Here is a 17,390-nt window from a genome sequence, read left to right on the forward strand (position 1 = left end):
GGACCATGGAATGAGATACGCCTACTTAACCCCTCTTTTTCTTCTTCTCAGTGCCTGCGAGCCAACACAGTTTGCAGGCGGCACCGCGCTGCCAGATGGTTCTGTATACAAAGGTGACTTACAAGATGGCCTTTTCCATGGTCAGGGCCAGTTGCAATGGCCCGATGGTAATCACTATCGCGGGGAATTTCACAATGGTCGCATTAGCGGCCAGGGATTACTTACCAAAACAGATGGCTGTACTTATGAGGGTGAATTCCTCAATGGAGAACCACATGGCGAAGGCCGCTATACCTGTGGTGAAAATGAATGGTCGGGTCATTTCAATGATGGGGAGTTGCAAAGAGGTACAGCAAAATGGGATGGCAGAGAAACTTATAGTGGTGAGTTTCTGGATTACGGTCCACACGGTGAAGGTGAGCTGACCACTGAAGATGGCAGTCAATATAAAGGCACTTTCGAGCAGGGAATGTTTCTACGCGGAGATTACTCAGATAACGAAGGCTACAGATACAAAGGCGACTTCGAATACGGCTTTTACTCTGGCGCTGGTGAATTGACCCAACCTGATGGGACCACTATTCGCGCCAACTTTCGCTACGGAGAGGCGGATGGAGAAGGCCTGCGTGTGAGCATTGATGGCGAGGGAAATATTATTGAAGAGTCCGGCTATTTTGCTAAGGGCATCTATTTTCCCAGTGAGGCGGCCTGGCGTACACAACAAGAAATTCCTGCAGCCGAGGCGGAAACACGCCTTTACAGCGAGAGTGATCGCTTACAAAGCGCTATTGATGCACTGGCACCGCAGAGGCCTGGTGTACGCGATGTGTACACGCTGTTAGTAGGCGGTGATGGCACCTCTCCGGTATTTGCCAGAGAATTGGATTGGGTGTCAGAACGCCTTGATAAGGCCTTTGGTATTGATGAGCGTGTACTGCGCCTCAGTAACGGTGGCGGCTACAGTTTTCCTCTCGCCACCCGCACCAGTATCCAAGAAAGTCTCAATGCCCTGGATCAGTTACTGGACCCACAGGAAGACCTACTGCTAGTGCACCTTGTCAGCCACGGTGCACGCAATGGCGACTTAACAATTGCTGAGGGTAAAATGCCACTAAAGGATCTCTCTGTGGCAGACGGAAAAAAATGGCTGGATAACCTTAATGCAAGATACCAGTGGATAGTAATTTCAGCCTGCTATTCCGGCCAGTGGATTGAGCCTTTGAGCACCCCAAATCGTATCGTATTTACCTCCGCTGCCGATAACAGAACCTCTTTTGGTTGCAGCGACGACTCCCAGCGCACCTGGTTCAGTTCTGCACTCTATGGCGATGCTCTACAGCAGGGAATAAAAGACCCCAAGGTTTGGTTTAGCACGGCGAATAAAAAGGTCACTGAAATGGAAAAGGAACAGGGGATAGAAAAAGATTCCCATTCCCTACCACAGCATTCCATTGGGGAAAATTTCCTAACATGGTGGAAGAAAAATAAAGAAGGTTATTGAAAGTTAAGCCTTAGCAACATGCGATAGGAGGTATTCTCTTGGAGTTCGCAAGCTTCTCTATTGAATTATTGTCTATTTTGTTTTTTATTGCCGTAATAGCCGGCCTACTCGATACATTGGCAGGTGGTGGCGGCCTGATAACAGTACCGGCCTTAATTCTGAGTGGTGTACCGCCCTTAACCGCCCTAGGCACCAATAAATTGCAAGGCAGTATCGGTACAGCAACTGCAACTTATATGATGATTAAGAGCAGTAAAATAAGCTGGAGTGGGATTAAGAGCTTAATGCTACCGGCTTTTATTGGTGCGGCTATTGGAACAATAGCAGTACAATTTATTAACACTGACATCTTGTCATATATAATTCCTGTAGTGCTTTTATTTATTGCCGTTTATTTCCTAATTTCCCCGTCATTGACTCAGAATAATGAGGAGCCAAAATTATCCAGCAGAAAATATAAATATGGGGTAATTCCATTGATTGGGTACTACGATGGCATGTTCGGACCTGGAACAGGGTCATTTTTTACCCTGTCAGGTATAGCTTGCCGGGGACAAGATATATTGACATCTACTGCGATGGCAAAACCTCTAAACTTCTCCACCAATTTAGCCTCTTTAATTATATTTTTACTTGCCGGACATATTGCGTGGATAGTAGGCATCCTAATGATGATTGGACAAATCATAGGTGCGTGGATAGGGTCACACTGCCTATTTAAAATTAATCCTACCTACCTGAGAGGAGCAGTCGTTCTTATGTGTAGCGGGATGCTAATAAAGTACGCCCACTCCATGGGGTGGATAGACTTTATGTGAACTATTAGCGTGAATAGGAAATTAGCCAGAAGCGCATCTGTTTTCTCATTTGCAATCCCGCTTTAGCAATTGAGAGCGGGATTGCAAAACGATATTTTAAGAAGATTTCTGCTCCTCTATAAAACCTTGCATCTGCTCTTCCAACATGGAGAGAGGTAAGGCTCCATTTTTTAACAGCGCATCGTGGAAGACACGTAAGTCAAACCGATCACCAAGCTCTTTTTCCGCCTGCGCACGCAGCTGGCGGATCTTAATTTCTCCCATTTTGTAAGAGAGGGCTTGGCCCGGCCAGGAAATATAACGATCCACTTCTGCACGCACATTCGCGGGAGAAAGTGAAGTATTGCTGGATAGAAAATCGAGCGCTTGCTGACGGGTCCAGCCTTGGGAGTGGATGCCGGTATCAATTACCAGGCGTGCCGCACGCCACATTTCATAGCTGAGACGCCCAAAATGCTCATAAGGCGTAGTGTACAGGCCCATTTCTTTGCCGAGACGCTCGGAGTAAAGTGCCCAACCCTCCCCAAAAGCACTCAAATAAAGATTCCGTCGAAAGTCCGGCACATTTTCAAGCTCCTGGGACAGGGCATTCTGCAGATGGTGGCCAGGCACCGCCTCATGCAGGGTCAAAGCGGGTAACTCGTACAGAGGGCGCTGATCCAAGCCGTAAGTATTCAACCAGTAAGCTCCACCGCGGGTACCACCAATAGCGGCAGGATTATAGGAAGCCGTGGTGTAGTTGGGCGCGATCTCGCTAGGTACCGGAACCACTCCGTAGGGAGTGCGTGGCAGCAGGTTAAAGAACTCTGGCAGCAGGTAATCGATGCGCTTGGAGATATAGGCAGTCTCTTTAAGTAACTCTTCCGGAGTCTGAGCATAGAATTGCGGGTCGGTGCGCAGGAAATGGGTAAACTCTTCAAAAGTCCCTTTAAAGCCGGACTCCTTAATCAGCTCCTCCATCTCTGCACGGATACGCTTGACTTCAGCAAGGCCGGTTCGATGGATCTCTGACGGGTCCATATCCAGAGTCACATAGTTACGGATATTGTGGCGATAATAGTCACTACCTCCGCGCATTTTCTCGGCACCGATAGTTTCGCTGGCAGCTTTGAGATAATCTCCCTCAAGGAAGTTTGCCACCCGAGCAAAGGCTGGAATAGCTACCTGTTCAATTGCCGCTTTTCCAGTTTCACGCAGACGTTGCTGCTCTGAAGGGGGAATTGATATAGGCATCTCAACAAAAGGTTTGTACAAGCTGCTCTTAGTGGGATCCTTATAAACTTGAGCTCGCACGGTGGGGGCTATGCCCTGCACCACTATTTTGGGCAAGACAAAACCTGTGCGAACTCCTTCACGCATATTGGCAATATTCTCATCGAAATACCGGCCAAAGTCCCGGATGCGGGCGATATAGTCCTCATAATCGCCAACACGGGTCATCGCCAAACCACTATTGGCATCCAGGGCAGCGCTATAAAAACTGTAAAAAGTATTGAGGGGCACCCGCTCCAGGAACAATTCATTGGCTTCAATAGAGTTTTCCAAAACCCAGGCGAGTAACTCGCGATTAACCCTATCCGAATCGTTCAATTCATTGGTGTCCACCGCTTGCAGACGCCGGAGCAATTCCTCTTCGGCTTTGAGTCGACGCGCCCTGTCCTCGGCAGCCACCCCCGGTAATTGGCGATTATAGTCCGACACACCCATACGACCCGCAGTAATCGGGTCCTCGCGCAGACTGTATTGCCAGTGGTCTTCAATCACACCCTGGAGCTGTTCTGTTGCTGTTAGGGACCAAGATACGGGGGTTAGTACACAAGTAGCCAAGATAACACCAGATACCCGCTTAATGTGTTTTGCCAGGGCCTTGCCGGATTTCACGCTGCTCTCCATTAAATCGCTCGGTTTTTAGTTATCAGAATTAGATCGACCAACCTTAACATGGGTTGCCCTCTGCGAGATTGCTTTCTATGACCCATGAACCAAGAAAGGTTGTGATTTATGGAAAGTTGATTACATGAAAAGGTGCAAAGTGAAATCATTGTGGGAACCGTTATGCCTACGGCCCCACAATATACGCAGCTAGTCCCTCGCTCTTGTAAGATCTAATAGCAGAGCTACCCTTCAGGAACATGAAGTACATGAGCTGATACCAGAAGACTGAGTAAACCCTGCATTTCCACAATAACCAACGCACTTAGTGATAGTTGCGGAAGTCTCCTACCTGAACACAACATTCAAATTGACATGGGCTTAGTTGCATATTTGAATTATTACAATCCTATTTTTTCCTTTCTCCCCACACCAAGGCCACTATATGGCTGAGGAAGCCTAAAATTAACTGGGTACCATTTTAAATTGACTGGTTGTGCTTTTGTCACAATGTCTAAAAATGGCTTAGATTCAATCGCTTTGTCCCGCTCAATTTTCCTAAGAGCTTCTTGATATTGAGACGAATCTTTCGGTATTCTTCTAATTCTCAGTATTTTAAGTATCGGATCTTCTTTTGGCTGAAGGCCACCATCATATATGCCACCAAATTCAATGTCTTTTGTTTTGATTGGTGTAAAATAGCTATATTCGACTCCATTCTTCACGATCATTGCTAAAACTTTCATGTCAGGGCTCATGGCAAACTTTACTTGATGTTGCCTAAAAAGATCGAAAGCAGTCTTAGTTGGTGCACTGGGTATCTCGAGCCTTCTATAAACCTCTTTCAACGCTTCTTTGCCATCTTCCCAGCCAAATACAGCCATGTCAGGTGAGGTATATCGAGTTTGCTGACCGGCATAGCACTCATTACCAGGTCCAGCCCACGAAAGAAGACCAGCAGTATTAGCTTTTACATGAACGGTAAGTAACCCCGGATCTAAGGCAAAGCCACGCATCATAGCCACGCCCCTGTAATAAAGCCATTTTTCATCCATATTTGGACATTGGCAGCCCATTACGCCATTGACCTTTTTTTTACAATCGAGAAATCCTTTGAAGCCGCCCTTATGGGCATTTAAACCTAATTTAGGAACCAACCCTCCAGCATTAATAACATCTTGTTTTGAACGAGTCAGCTCGCCTCGTCTACCTGTTAACATTGGCATGTTTTCTCTCCATAACTTATGGTCAATTTTATAGTGAAAATTATCAATATTTAGCTGATTAAATTCGACTAATCTATTGGGCATTCAGAGCCATCCGCTTTGACAACTCCACAAAAAATCAACCAATTCAACAAGTTAAATCATATTGAAGCAGAAAATTTTCAACTTCAACAGGGAATAAAAAAGCTTTTTAAATCGACTCTGGCACTATTTTTTCACGCCGCATAAACAGTTATTTGAAGGGGATTATTGAGAGACACTGACCAAATTTCGTTGATTAAAGATGAGTTTTTCTATTACCCAATATAAAAAGGTAGCTAACCTCTAAAGCCACTCAATAAAGAAATTTAACTGATCAGATATTCCTTCGGAATTACCATGCCCTCTAAGAATCTATAGTTCTTTTATTTGATATAAAACTATGAATAACATGTAACACAAATCTCTATAGATTTTTTTTGTAAATCTACAGAAAATTATTTTTCTGAAAATTTGGGTCTACGCTAACAAGAGATTGCTAAACCGATAAGGAATCATCAATAAACACATTTAGACAAGCGGGGCTAACAATGAGAAAAATATCACTATCAAGTATTGCATACTCAACCTGCCCACAGTTGGCACACTTAAGCGTACTTGAGATTTATCCCGTAAGGTTCCAGCTTTATCATACTCCGTAAAACTATTGGAGAAAAAGGAGATCCCCAGTGAAAAATCTTTGTGTCGCAGCGGTGCAAATGGTAAGCGGCGAAAGCGTTACAGAGAATCTTTCACAGGCCTACAAGCTGCTTAAGGAAGCCGCCGGACGAGGCGCGAAACTAATACTGCTACCGGAAAACTTTGCACATTTTTCGGATAAAGGTAGTTTTTCCGTGGCCGAACCATTTTGCATTTCTGGTAAAACCAATTCAGATAGACAACCCATTCAACACGCGCTTGCGAGTTGGGCAGAGGAGCTGGGTATCTGGCTGGTCGCAGGCTCGATACCCTTACTGGAGCGAGCCGACGGTAGCCCTACCGAGGGAAAGCGCAGCCGCTCAGCGTGCCTGCTATTCGGCGATCGAGGCACTTTAATGGCTCGCTATGACAAAATACATTTATTTGATGTGGAAGTTGAGGACGCTACCGGCAGCTATCGTGAATCCGCCAGTATTGAACCCGGCAACGAGCCCTGTGTGGCGACATCGCCCTGGGGTGCCCTGGGGCTCAGTATCTGTTTTGATTTGCGCTTTCCCGAACTCTACCGCCAGCTGGCCATAGCCGGTGCTGAGATTTTTTTGGTGCCAGCAGCATTTACCCACACCACAGGGCGGGCACACTGGATGACCCTGCTGCAAGCCCGTGCGATCGAGAACGGCTGCTTTGTAATTGCAGCCAATCAGGGGGGGATCCACTCGGAGAAAAGACGTACCTGGGGACATTCAGCGATTATCGATCCCTGGGGTGAAATCCTGGCCGGAGCCGGCGAGGGTGAAGCAGTCATCACTGCCACGTTGGAAGCTGAAAAGCTGACCAATATACGGCGGCAAATGCCATTACTTTCCATGCGCCAACTTGGAATATAAATAATAAAAAAGGGGCCCCATCGGGTACCCCTTTCTATGGTATAAGCCGTCGCAAAAAAATGGTATTAAACCTTCTCCACTGTCTGCTCAATACGACCAAAAATTGACTGGCCTTTATCATCGAGCATTTCGATAGCAATGCTATTGCCAAAGTCCATAAACGGCGTGCTCGCTGAGCCATTCTGGATGGTCTCAATCATACGGATCTCTGCAATGCAGCTGTAGCCGACTCCACCCTCTGCGACAGGCTTACCAGGGCCACCATCCAACTTATTGGATACAGTACCGGAACCAATAATGGTGCCCGCACAAAGTGGGCGGGTTCTGGCTGCATGGGCAACCAGCTGGCCAAAGTGGAACGTCATATCCACTCCGGCATTGGGCTCACCAAACTTCTCGCCATTCAGGTGGGAAACCAGTGGCAAGTGCAGTTTGCCTTCACGCCAGTTTTCACCCAGCTGCTCTGGAGTCACGCATACCGGTGAGAAAGCACTGGAGGGTTTGGATTGGTAGAAGCCAAACCCCTTAGCCAATTCCGCAGGAATCAAACCACGCAGGGAAACATCGTTCACCAGCATTATCAGTTTGATGTGGGACAGCGCATCCTCGGCGGACACCCCCATAGGCACATCGTCGGTAATCACGGCTATTTCTGCTTCGAAGTCGATGCCAAAGCCATTGCTTTGCGGCATCTTCACCGGCTCGCGCGGAGCCAGGAAGGTATCGGAACCGCCCTGATACATGAGCGGATCACTGTAAAAGCTCTCCGGTACCTCTGCACCGCGGGCTTTACGCACCAGCTCAACATGATTCACGTAAGCGCTGCCATCGGCCCAATGATAAGCGCGTGGTAGAGGTGAAGCGCACAGGGCTTGATCAAATGTCTCCCCCTGGATCTCACCGTTTTGCAGGCGCTCGTGCAGTTTCTCCAGCTCACCACTGACTGATGCCCAGTTGTCCAACGCACTCTGCATGGTTGGGGCAATATCGCCGGCCGGCACCATGCGGGTAAGATCGTCGCTGACAACAACCAGTTGACCATCGCGGCCGGATTTAAGGCTGGCTAACTTCACTGTGCCTCCCCTTCAGTTTTTTCCACAAATTCTTCTTCCCCATGCATCCAGGCGGCATGTCTTGGGGCTTTTTTCGTACGAGACCACTCTTCCAACATATCCTCAGCAACCCGCTTCAGTTCCTTGTGCATACCAGGCTTGGCGGTATTGGCGGCCAGCTCGATACGGTGGCCGTTGGGATCAAAGAAATAGATCGACTGGAAAATAGTGTGATCGGTAGGGCCGAGCACGTCGACCCCGGCCGCTTCCAGCTTTTCTTTGGTCGCTAGCATCTCTTCCATAGATTCCACTTCGAAAGCGATATGCTGCACCCACTTGGGGGTATTTTCATCGCGCCCCATCTCTGGAGAGTTGGGGATTTCGAAGAAGGCAAGCACATTCCCCATACCCGCATCCATAAAGACATGCATGTAAGGGTCCGGCTCACCGGTTGAGGGTACCTCGTTTTCGGCAATGGCCAGCTGGAAGTCCATACCGAGAAGGTCGCGGTAGAATTCCACGGTCTCCTTGGCGTCCCTGCAGCGATACGCCACGTGGTGAATGCGCTTAATACCCATTGAAGCCTCCGTTTTTTATTCCTTTTCTTTAATGACGCCGCGCTTGAGCTGGTCGCGCTCAATAGATTCGAACAGGGCCTTAAAGTTACCCTCTCCAAATCCTTCGTCTTCCTTGCGCTGGATAAACTCGAAAAATACCGGGCCTAGCATATTGGCGGAGAAGATCTGTAGCAGCAGGCGCGGCTGTCCGCCTTCGGTAGTGCCATCGAGCAGGATGCCGCGGCTTTGGAATTCTTCGGTGGGCTCACCGTGGCCGGGCAGGCGCTCTTCCAGCATTTCATAGTAAGTGTCCGGCGGCGGAGTCATAAACTCCATACCGCGCTCTTTCAGGCGATCCCAACAGGCAATCAAGTCGTCACAGGCGAAGGCGATATGCTGGATACCCTCACCGTTGTACTTCATCAGGAATTCTTCGATCTGGCCACCGCCACCGGCCGCTTCTTCGTTCAGCGGGATACGGATCTTGCCATCGGGCGCGGTCATAGCCTTGGACAGCAGGCCGGTGTACTCGCCTTTGATATCGAAGTAGCGGATCTCGCGGAAATTAAACAGGTCTTCGTAGTACTTGGCCCAATAGTCCATACGACCGCGATATACGTTGTGGGTCAGGTGGTCCAGGGTATGGAAACCACAGCCTTCAGGGCGGCGATCGACGCCCTCTTCCCAATTAAAGTCGATATCGTAAATGGATTCGCCATCTTCGTAGCGGTCGATCAAATACAGGGTAGCGCCGCCAATTCCCTTAATCGCGGGTAAGTGCAACTCCATCGGGCCGGTATTCACCTGTACAGGTTGTGCACCTTTACGCAGGGCCTCTTCATAGGCGAACTTTGCGTCTTTCACACGGAAAGCCAGGCCACAAGCGGAGGGGCCGTGCTCCTGGGCATAGTAATAGGCGTGGCTGTTGGGCTCGTAGTTAGTGATAAAGTTAATATCACCCTGGCGCCACAGCTCAACATCCTTGGAGCGGTGGCGGGCGACTTTCTCAAAGCCCATGGCAGTAAATACGGTTTCAAGGATACCTTTTTCTGGCGCAGTAAACTCTACGAATTCGAAGCCGTTAAGACCCATCGGGTTTTCAAATAAGTCCGCCATGCGGTCCTCCATTTCTTATCATCGCAGCGCCTTTGATGGGGGCTGCGGATTGTGGATTTAAAGCGCAAACGAAGTTAGTTGCAGATGTAACTAATGTCAAGGGCCCCTGTTATTGGACCCTAGAGCGGTTACCAAGAGGTTTATTTCAGTCACAGAGATTTGTTCAGATGGAGAGTTAAATAAAAGACAGGAAATGACCAATCAGGGAAAGATAATGGGGAAATGTATTGAGCGGATGGAATTCGGGTGTGGCCTTAGCCTATGAGCCTCTAACCACACCCGATATCACTAGCGCTCCTTACGGGCACACTTACCATTATCAGTGCGGCACATATGGTCTTTGTGAAACTTGCCGCTCATCTGGTCACATTGAGACTTGGTGACATCACTCGCGCAGGCGCTCTCTGCGTGCTGGCAACATCCAGTCTCCATGGTCGCCATCCCTTTCTTGTCCATCTCCTCTTCCTTTTTGCGATGTTCGCAAGCGGACAGGGTCAGCACCAGCGCCGCGGCCAGTATTCCAATTGAAGCTTTGAGTTGCATATAGGCCTCCTAGATACCCGGCGAGTGGCCGGTGACATGGATATCGCGGAATCTGCCGCGCATTGCTTTGTGCGACCCGCGTAGATTTACCCGACATCTCCACCAGCTGAACGAGGCGCCGCGCCAAAGTGCGCTGCCCATAGGTCACCCCGCAGATTTACCGGGCCATGCATTGACTGTAGTTCACACTGGCAGCAGAACCGTCTGACTGGCGGGACATTTACGTTTATTTTCACTTATCGCGCCGTTGATCGGGGTAACACCCTGTTTGTAGCGCAGAGAGCCGGTACAATCGCCACCCGTTTGTCGGGCAATGCCCCAATCTGAATGCCCACTATTGAGGATCGCCTATGCTTCTTGCCGCTCTCGCCATTATCGCCGGTTTTGTTGTGCTGGTTTGGAGTGCTGACCGCTTTGTAGAAGGCGCTGCAGCCACTGCCAAACATGCCGGAATGCCCACACTATTGATCGGCATGGTGATCGTTGGCTTCGGTACCTCCGCACCAGAGATGGTGGTTTCCGCTATTGCCGCCTTGGACGGCAGCCCCGGTCTCGCCTTGGGTAATGCCTACGGTTCCAATATTGCCAATACCGGCCTGATCCTCGGCCTGAGTGCACTCATTATTCCCCTTACGGTGCACTCAAAAATCGTACGCAAGGAACTGCCGCTATTGCTGGCAATTACCTTATTAGGTGGCGCATTCCTGTGGAATGGCAAACTGGAGCGCTGGGAAGCCGTTATTCTGCTTATGGGCTTCTTCGCCCTCATCGGCTGGAGTGTTTTCTCGGCCTTGCGTAACAAGGGCGATCAATTAGAAGGCGAAGTAGCTGGCGAACTGGAGGAGCACTCCATGCCCCTCGGCCGGGCTATTTTCTGGGTGGTGGCCGGCCTAGCCTTATTGATTATCAGTTCCCGCATGCTGGTATGGGGCGCGGTTACGATTGCTGAATCCCTCGGAGTCAGCGACCTGGTTATCGGTCTTACTATCGTTGCTCTCGGCACTTCCCTGCCAGAGCTGGCCGCTACTATAGTTGCGGCACGCAAAGGCGAACACGATATCGCTATCGGCAATGTGGTCGGCTCCAATATGTTTAACCTGCTCGCAGTCGTGGGTATCGCCGGAACCATTGCACCTATGTCGAGCGTACCCCCTGAAGTCTTGTCCAGGGACTGGCCCATGGTGATTGGCCTCACCATTGCTTTATTTATATTCGCCTACGGCTTCCGCGGCCAGGGACGTATCAATCGGTGGGAAGGCGCCGCACTATTGACGGCCTACCTTGTCTACACTGGTTACCTGACTGTTACTATCACGAAGGCCGCACTCTAGTCAGATCCGGGGCGGTTCCAGCCGCCCTGTTCCCCGCCTCAATTCGCCATAATTTGCCCTCCCAGCGCCCATTTTTTTGAGCCAAAGCCAGCTAGTATTGGCGCACCTTCAACAGGAAATACGGAGACAATTTTATGGGGCGGGGTCCTATCATCAAAATTGGAGTACTGACTTCTCTTCTCGGATTTGGGGTGATTTATCTACTCAATGCTTCCTGGCTGGCACCGGCTCCCCAGGGGGACCCCATCCTGATTTCCCATCGTGGAGTCTACCAAACCTACAATCGCGATAACCTGGGACGTGACGATTGCACAGCTATTCGTATATTCCGACCTGAACACAGCTACCTGGAAAACACTATACCCTCCATGGAGGCTGCCTTTGCCCACGGTGCAAATATTGTTGAACTAGACATTCACCCCACCACTGATGGTGAGTTTGCCGTTTTTCATGACTGGACCCTGGATTGCCGTACAGATGGAAAAGGCGTTACTCGGGAACATTCCCTCGCAGACTTAAAGAAGCTCGATATTGGCTACGGCTATACCTTCGATGGTGGTGAAACTTTTCCCTTTCGCGGCCAAGGTATTGGACAGCTACCTACTTTAAAGGAGGTTCTGCAACACTTCCCGAATCGACAATTCCTTATCAATATAAAAAGCAATGACCCAACGGAAGCAGACCGACTGGATGCCTATCTACGCCAGCACCAATTACTCACTGACTCCCGCCTGATGGTTTATGGGGGTACCCGCCCAATAGAAAGGATCCGGGAATTACGACCAAACGCACTAGCCTTCAGCAAGACCAGTGCAAAGAAATGTGCACTGCAATATGTGCTTATTGGTTGGAGTGGCTACATGCCTGATGCCTGCCGCAACAGCATAGTGGTTGCCCCCAACACTTGGAAATGGGCCCTTTGGGGCTGGCCCAATCGCTATTCTGCGCGGGTAGCTCAGGTGGGAAGCTTGGTTATGGCGGTAAATCACCAAGGTGGCAAGCGGGGCCTTGCCGGTATCTATGAACCGGAGGAGTTAGACTACTTGCCACAAGATTACAGTGGGGCCATTTGGATTGAAAAAATTGAGGTTATAGGTCCACACATGCGATCAGTGCGCTAGATATTATTTACGCCTGTGGCGCGCCTCTAGCCGCGCCAAGTGTGCCTGTAACCTCTCAATTTCCTCTAGTAATTCGATAGCCAGAGCCGCACCGGCCAAATTGACACCTAAATCACGCTCCAGGGTATATGCCCGCCGAACTCGGCGCACGCAGATACCACTGAAGCGCCACTGTGGTTCCCGGTGGCGGGGTTCGATTACACCCTCCTCCACCAGGGCAATTATTCGCTCTGCAGGAACTCCACAAGCCCGGCACAATTCGCTCAGGCTTAGCTCACTATCTTCATCCAAGAGGATGCCGGTCACCCGCTCAAGTTTTTTGATCCTCACTCCCAACCCCCCATAGACTTACGCGGGTTATATTCAAACGCTTCGCTGAATTTATGGTAAGCATCGCGCTGTGCATCTGTAGACGCCGACGGTGTTACCGTCTGCAACACAACATACATGTCCCCCGGCTGTTTGGCGGGAATGCCGCGGCCTTTAAGGCGAAGCTTTTTGCCATTTTCACTGTTAGCTGGAATTGTCAGCTTGATCGCCCCCTCTGGTGTTGGCACCTGTACCTTAGCGCCCAATGCGATTTCCCAAGGTGCAAGAGGCAGTTCCAAGTAGACGGTCTTAGCCTCAATACGATAAAGAGGGTGGGGATTAAAGTTGATCTCCAGATACAGATCACCCGGCTTCCCCTCACCAATACCCGGTTCACCTTGTCCTGCCAGTCTTATTTGCTGCCCCTCAGTAATACCCTTAGGAATTTTTACGTTGAGGGTACGCTCCTGCATATGTGGGCGCCCATCCGCACCCAATACCGAGTGCTTCAGAGTGATCTGGCGGGTGGCACCGCGGTAGCTATCCTCCAGGTCTATGGCAATTCGCGCATAGGTATTTTCTCCCTGGGCACTAAATTGGCGCCTCTGCCTGCCACCGTAACCCTGGCTGAATCCACCCCGGCCAAAAAGACTTTCGAAGAAGTCACTAAAAGCCTCTGGGTCAGCATTGGTATAACCACCACCATGAAACTCAAATCCCTGATCCCAATTTGGAGGCGGCCGAAAGTCCTGTCCAGACTGATAACCGGCGCCTAGCTGATCATAGGCTGCACGCTTTTCGGGGTCTTTAAGCACCTCATAGGCCTCATTTACCTCCTTGAAATGCTCTTCTGCACCCTCCTCGTTACTGACATCCGGGTGATATTTACGTGCCAGCTTTCGATAGGCACGTTTAATCTCCGCCTGATCAGCGTTTCGCTCCAGACCGAGAATCTTGTAATAGTCCTTGTATTCCATGGCTTTAATAAAAGCCGATGATGAGAGGGTTCGCCATGTAATTGAAGCGAGAAAATTGGCGTGAGTATTATCTGATTAAGCAGATGTCCACTGATAGATAGAAGCGCCGATAGAACAATCGGCGCCAAATTACTAACTTAAATTACTAACTTAATGTCCAGTTTCGTAAAACATTGAGCCTTCCAAGTATTCAATACTTCCATCAACATAATGTATATAGACTTCAGCTTGGTTAGGCGAATAAGCCCTTACTGTCACGGAACAGTATAAGCCCGAGCTGCAACCTTTCACCCAATTAATACGATCAATAGACTTGGTGATATTAGTAATTTCCCAGCTTCCCGAAGTTGAATTCCCAAAACTGAAATCGAGGCCACCACAGCGGTTCGTGCCATTACCAAATACACTTCCTCCAGCTTTCACATTAAGGTTGCACACCAGATCTGCAGAAAATGCAGGGAATGCAGTAAAAGAACAAACAATTAAAGAAACCGCTAAGAATAATTTTTTAATAGTCATCTTCCTAACTCAATTATTTTTTTATATGTTAATTGTCACAGTTAAACAAATTAGCGACCTAAATTAGATTAACATCAAGATTTTAATTTTCAAAGACGCCTACAAAATCCTCTCGAAAAAAAATTGAGAACAAATTATCAATTTCATACAAATATTTTTTACTATTAAAACATTGATTTAGAAAATCCAGAGACGGATGATTTAGGTGACAATGAGGCTTTCCTCGATTAAATAAGGAAAACAATTCCCATTCTTAGATAGCCTATCGTCTCGTTTAGAAACGAAGAAATTCAATCACAAAAATGTAGGCAGCTTCTATATCATAATTAAAGCGATCTTATAATCGATCTTAGTGATTCTTAATGCCATCAAGAAGCGAGCCAACAACAGTCAACTTGAATAACAATTGGGTAGCAATTATTTAGCTAAAGGGGACAGGAGTGAATCTTGCCCCCAGATCAATAACACTATAAAAACTAGCAACTAGCGCTCGGCAGAATAAGGGTCTTCCGCTATCAAATAGGCAAGCATATCCGCTTTCTGTTCTTGGGAGTGCAACCACTCACGGACCTCTTTTACTTTCTCATATAGCTCTTCGCCAAATCTGCTCCGATAAACTTCAGAAAAAGTCTCTTGTGCTTTAGTATCCCTAACCTTTTTCTGCCACTCATGAGTGACTAGAGAGTTCAGAGAAGCAGCAAGCCCCTCAGCCTTCAGAAGCTCCCACTCTCCCTTATCCAGCCAAATACCACCAATTGCAGGGCTATAATCTAAACGGTGTTCACTGCCTGCAGTAATTTTTAACTTCTGCATGATCATGCCTGTTACCGGACATAAAATAGCTTTCTTGGTATCTTCTGCCACCACTTCATTCAGCACATCTAAGTTATCTGAAAAATGATATTCGGGGGTTTTTCTTTTCCAAGTCAGATAGTCTTCAACCAGAATCCAGTTTCCCCCGCAGCTAGAGCAGGTATGTGCACGAAACAACTCCTCAATAACAACTGGTTTGAGCACACCTTTTTTACAACTGGTACAGCGTTTCATAATTTCCTTTCCCTAAGAAAATAACCCAGGTTTTTTTTAAAGACCTGGGTTGATAAATTAGAGTTTTTATCAGTTGATAAACTTGTAAATAAAGCCTGAATAACATTTATCTACAAAATCTGAAAAATATTAAACCTCAGTCTCAACGGGGTTGCTTAAGTTACCTACACCCGCTTCTTTCAAGAGAGAATCCACTAAAGGGGCCATCGCTCGGTGCTTCAGAGCGCTACCGACTAAAGCTTCCGGCAGGCTTTGGCCTTTAGCTTCCGATTCTCCATCCAGAATTCCACTGGACGCACGACCTTCCACACCATTTAAACCTTCAACAGAAATAATTTTCATTCCCTCAATACTTTCCATCGGTTTAACACTCTCACGGATAATATTGGGCAGATTCTCATGCAGGCTCAGCACCTTCTTGAGTGCAATCTGAGCTTCATTGAGACTGTTGTATGCCTCGTTCATCAGACGCTGACCTTCAGCATCCACCGCATATTTCTCACGATCTGCTTCAACCTTAATACGAATTGCCTCTGCCTCTGCAGAAGCCTGCAGGCGAAGTGCTTCGGCTTTATCTTCTGCAGCTGACTTCTCCGCTTCGGCCATTACTTTAATACCGGTAGCCTGACGCTCAGCCACTTTCTGGGCTTCGATAATCTCGATACGTTTATCACGCTCTGCCACTTCCACGTCCTTGGCGGTGCGCACCTGCTCTTCTGCTTTTACCGCTTCAGCCAGTGCAACGTTGGCCTGCTGGTCTGCCTGGGACTGCTCTTTGGATTTTTCCGCAACAGCAATTGCCCGCTCTTGCTCCGCAATTTCTACAGATTTCTCTTTGGAGATACGCTGCTCATCAAGGATACGTTCACGTTCAATTTCCTGTTCCTTTAGGCGACGTTCCTTTTCAATCTCCAACAATTTTGTAGCCTGCTCTGCAGCAATCTGGGACTGGCTAACCTCACGCTGAGCTTCGATCTCCGCCTGACGTGCGCCTCTCTCTTGTGCAGCCAATTCACGGGCGATATCTGCTTTTTGTGCTGCTTCACGATTTTCCAACTCGCGCTGCTGCTCCAAGTGTGCGTAGCGTTTTTCTTTATCGATCTCCAGTTTCTGACGCTCTGCCTCGAGATTTTTCTTCTCGATCTGTACCATAGTCTCTTGCTCAACGTCGTTAACTTCTTTACGACGCGCTTCAATAGAACGGGTCATGCTGGCAAGGCCTTCAGCATCGAAGACATTATCCTGGTTAAAAAACTCTTTGTGAGTCTGGTCCAGGCCGGTCAAAGAAACAGACTCCAGTTCCAGTCCGTTTTTCAACAGATCCTCAGAAACCACCTGTTGTACTTTTTGTACAAACTGGCTGCGTTGTTCATGCAACTCCGCCATTTCCATTTCAGCGGCCACAGAGCGCAACGCATCGACAAACTTGCCCTCAATCATTTCCTTCAAGGCTTCGGGGTCCAAAGTACGCAGGCCTAAAGTTTGTGCCGCGTTGGCTATCGCCTCGACATCGGGCTTTACACGCAAATAGAACTCAGCGAGCACATCGACGCGCATACGGTCCTTGGTAATTAGCGCCTGATGCTCTTTGCGGGATACCGCAAGACGTAAGGTATTCATATTTACCGGAATAATTTCATGTAAAACCGGTAATACCAATGCACCGCCATTCATGATGACTTTTTGCCCGCCCATGCCGGTACGTACAAACGAACGTTCTTTAGAGGCACGGGTATAAAGCCGCGCGAAAATGGTACCGATTACAATCAGGCCAACCAGTATTGCACCGGCAATAAATACTACAATGGGTAGGTTTCCTATCACTTCTAGATTCTC

General features: G+C 48.5%; 17 protein-coding genes. 5 read left to right on the forward strand and 12 right to left on the reverse strand.

Annotated features, from left to right (window positions below; all coding sequences use genetic code 11):
- Window positions 1–10 precede the first annotated feature (10 nt).
- Window positions 11–1,501, forward strand: coding sequence for a C13 family peptidase (locus G367_RS0114020; RefSeq protein ID WP_157533524.1), 1,491 nt, complete (start codon window positions 11–13; stop codon window positions 1,499–1,501).
- Between the two features lie 38 nt (window positions 1,502–1,539).
- Entirely contained in the window at window positions 1,540–2,319 is a 780-nt protein-coding gene (locus G367_RS0114025) for a TSUP family transporter (RefSeq protein ID WP_020413772.1), read from the forward strand.
- A 96-nt stretch (window positions 2,320–2,415) separates the two neighbouring features.
- Here the strand turns inward: G367_RS0114025 and G367_RS0114030 are convergent, their stop codons facing one another.
- Together G367_RS0114030 and G367_RS0114035 are read right to left on the reverse strand one after the other, a co-directional pair.
- Window positions 2,416–4,200 (reverse strand): DUF885 domain-containing protein, encoded by a 1,785-nt coding sequence (locus G367_RS0114030; RefSeq protein WP_020413773.1) that lies wholly within the window; start codon window positions 4,198–4,200, stop codon window positions 2,416–2,418.
- Window positions 4,201–4,592: 392 nt separating this feature from the next.
- Window positions 4,593–5,501, reverse strand: a complete 909-nt coding sequence (locus tag G367_RS0114035; protein ID WP_020413774.1) for a hypothetical protein — start codon at window positions 5,499–5,501, stop codon at window positions 4,593–4,595.
- 623 nt (window positions 5,502–6,124) lie between these two features.
- Here G367_RS0114035 and G367_RS0114040 point away from each other — a divergent pair.
- Window positions 6,125–6,982, forward strand: a complete 858-nt coding sequence (locus tag G367_RS0114040; RefSeq protein WP_020413775.1) for a carbon-nitrogen hydrolase family protein — start codon at window positions 6,125–6,127, stop codon at window positions 6,980–6,982.
- Between the two features lie 65 nt (window positions 6,983–7,047).
- Here G367_RS0114040 and G367_RS0114045 read toward each other — a convergent pair whose 3' ends face one another.
- From G367_RS0114045 to G367_RS26960, 5 genes are all read right to left on the reverse strand, one after another.
- The gene (locus G367_RS0114045) at window positions 7,048–8,055 is read right to left on the reverse strand and encodes a fumarylacetoacetate hydrolase family protein (RefSeq protein ID WP_020413776.1); all 1,008 of its coding nucleotides are present in this window, start codon (window positions 8,053–8,055) and stop codon (window positions 7,048–7,050) included.
- The gene (locus G367_RS0114050; RefSeq protein ID WP_020413777.1) at window positions 8,052–8,612 is read right to left on the reverse strand and encodes a VOC family protein; all 561 of its coding nucleotides are present in this window, start codon (window positions 8,610–8,612) and stop codon (window positions 8,052–8,054) included. Before G367_RS0114050 ends, G367_RS0114045 begins: the two co-directional genes overlap by 4 nt.
- A gap of 15 nt (window positions 8,613–8,627) precedes the next feature.
- Window positions 8,628–9,707, reverse strand: coding sequence for a 4-hydroxyphenylpyruvate dioxygenase (gene hppD / locus G367_RS0114055; protein ID WP_020413778.1), 1,080 nt, complete (start codon window positions 9,705–9,707; stop codon window positions 8,628–8,630).
- Window positions 9,708–9,995: 288 nt separating this feature from the next.
- Window positions 9,996–10,250: a hypothetical protein gene (locus G367_RS0114060; protein ID WP_020413779.1), complete on the reverse strand. Its 255-nt coding sequence runs from the start codon at window positions 10,248–10,250 to the stop codon at window positions 9,996–9,998.
- 9 nt (window positions 10,251–10,259) lie between these two features.
- Window positions 10,260–10,391 (reverse strand): hypothetical protein, encoded by a 132-nt coding sequence (locus tag G367_RS26960; RefSeq protein WP_281165269.1) that lies wholly within the window; start codon window positions 10,389–10,391, stop codon window positions 10,260–10,262.
- 209 nt (window positions 10,392–10,600) lie between these two features.
- On the opposite strand from G367_RS26960, the gene G367_RS0114065 reads away from it, so the two are divergent.
- Window positions 10,601–11,581 carry a calcium/sodium antiporter gene (locus tag G367_RS0114065; protein ID WP_020413780.1) on the forward strand — a complete coding sequence of 327 codons (981 nt, stop codon included), beginning with the start codon at window positions 10,601–10,603 and terminating at the stop codon, window positions 11,579–11,581.
- Window positions 11,582–11,715: 134 nt separating this feature from the next.
- Entirely contained in the window at window positions 11,716–12,702 is a 987-nt protein-coding gene (locus G367_RS0114070; protein WP_020413781.1) for a glycerophosphodiester phosphodiesterase family protein, read from the forward strand.
- 3 nt (window positions 12,703–12,705) lie between these two features.
- On the opposite strand, the gene G367_RS0114075 is transcribed toward G367_RS0114070, so the two are convergent.
- From G367_RS0114075 to G367_RS0114095, 5 genes are all read right to left on the reverse strand, one after another.
- On the reverse strand, window positions 12,706–13,032 hold the full coding sequence (locus G367_RS0114075; RefSeq protein WP_020413782.1) for a chaperone modulator CbpM: 327 nt from the start codon (window positions 13,030–13,032) through the stop codon (window positions 12,706–12,708).
- Window positions 13,029–13,988 carry a DnaJ C-terminal domain-containing protein gene (locus tag G367_RS0114080; RefSeq protein WP_020413783.1) on the reverse strand — a complete coding sequence of 320 codons (960 nt, stop codon included), beginning with the start codon at window positions 13,986–13,988 and terminating at the stop codon, window positions 13,029–13,031. Before G367_RS0114080 ends, G367_RS0114075 begins: the two co-directional genes overlap by 4 nt.
- 150 nt (window positions 13,989–14,138) lie before the next feature.
- Window positions 14,139–14,507 (reverse strand): hypothetical protein, encoded by a 369-nt coding sequence (locus tag G367_RS0114085; RefSeq protein WP_020413784.1) that lies wholly within the window; start codon window positions 14,505–14,507, stop codon window positions 14,139–14,141.
- Window positions 14,508–14,990: 483 nt separating this feature from the next.
- The gene (locus G367_RS0114090) at window positions 14,991–15,554 is read right to left on the reverse strand and encodes a TFIIB-type zinc ribbon-containing protein (protein WP_020413785.1); all 564 of its coding nucleotides are present in this window, start codon (window positions 15,552–15,554) and stop codon (window positions 14,991–14,993) included.
- A gap of 129 nt (window positions 15,555–15,683) precedes the next feature.
- Window positions 15,684–17,378 carry a flotillin family protein gene (locus G367_RS0114095; protein WP_020413786.1) on the reverse strand — a complete coding sequence of 565 codons (1,695 nt, stop codon included), beginning with the start codon at window positions 17,376–17,378 and terminating at the stop codon, window positions 15,684–15,686.
- Window positions 17,379–17,390 lie beyond the last annotated feature (12 nt).

The sequence above is a fragment of the Microbulbifer variabilis ATCC 700307 genome, from assembly GCF_000380565.1.
GTDB classification, from domain to species: Bacteria; Pseudomonadota; Gammaproteobacteria; order Pseudomonadales; family Cellvibrionaceae; genus Microbulbifer; species Microbulbifer variabilis.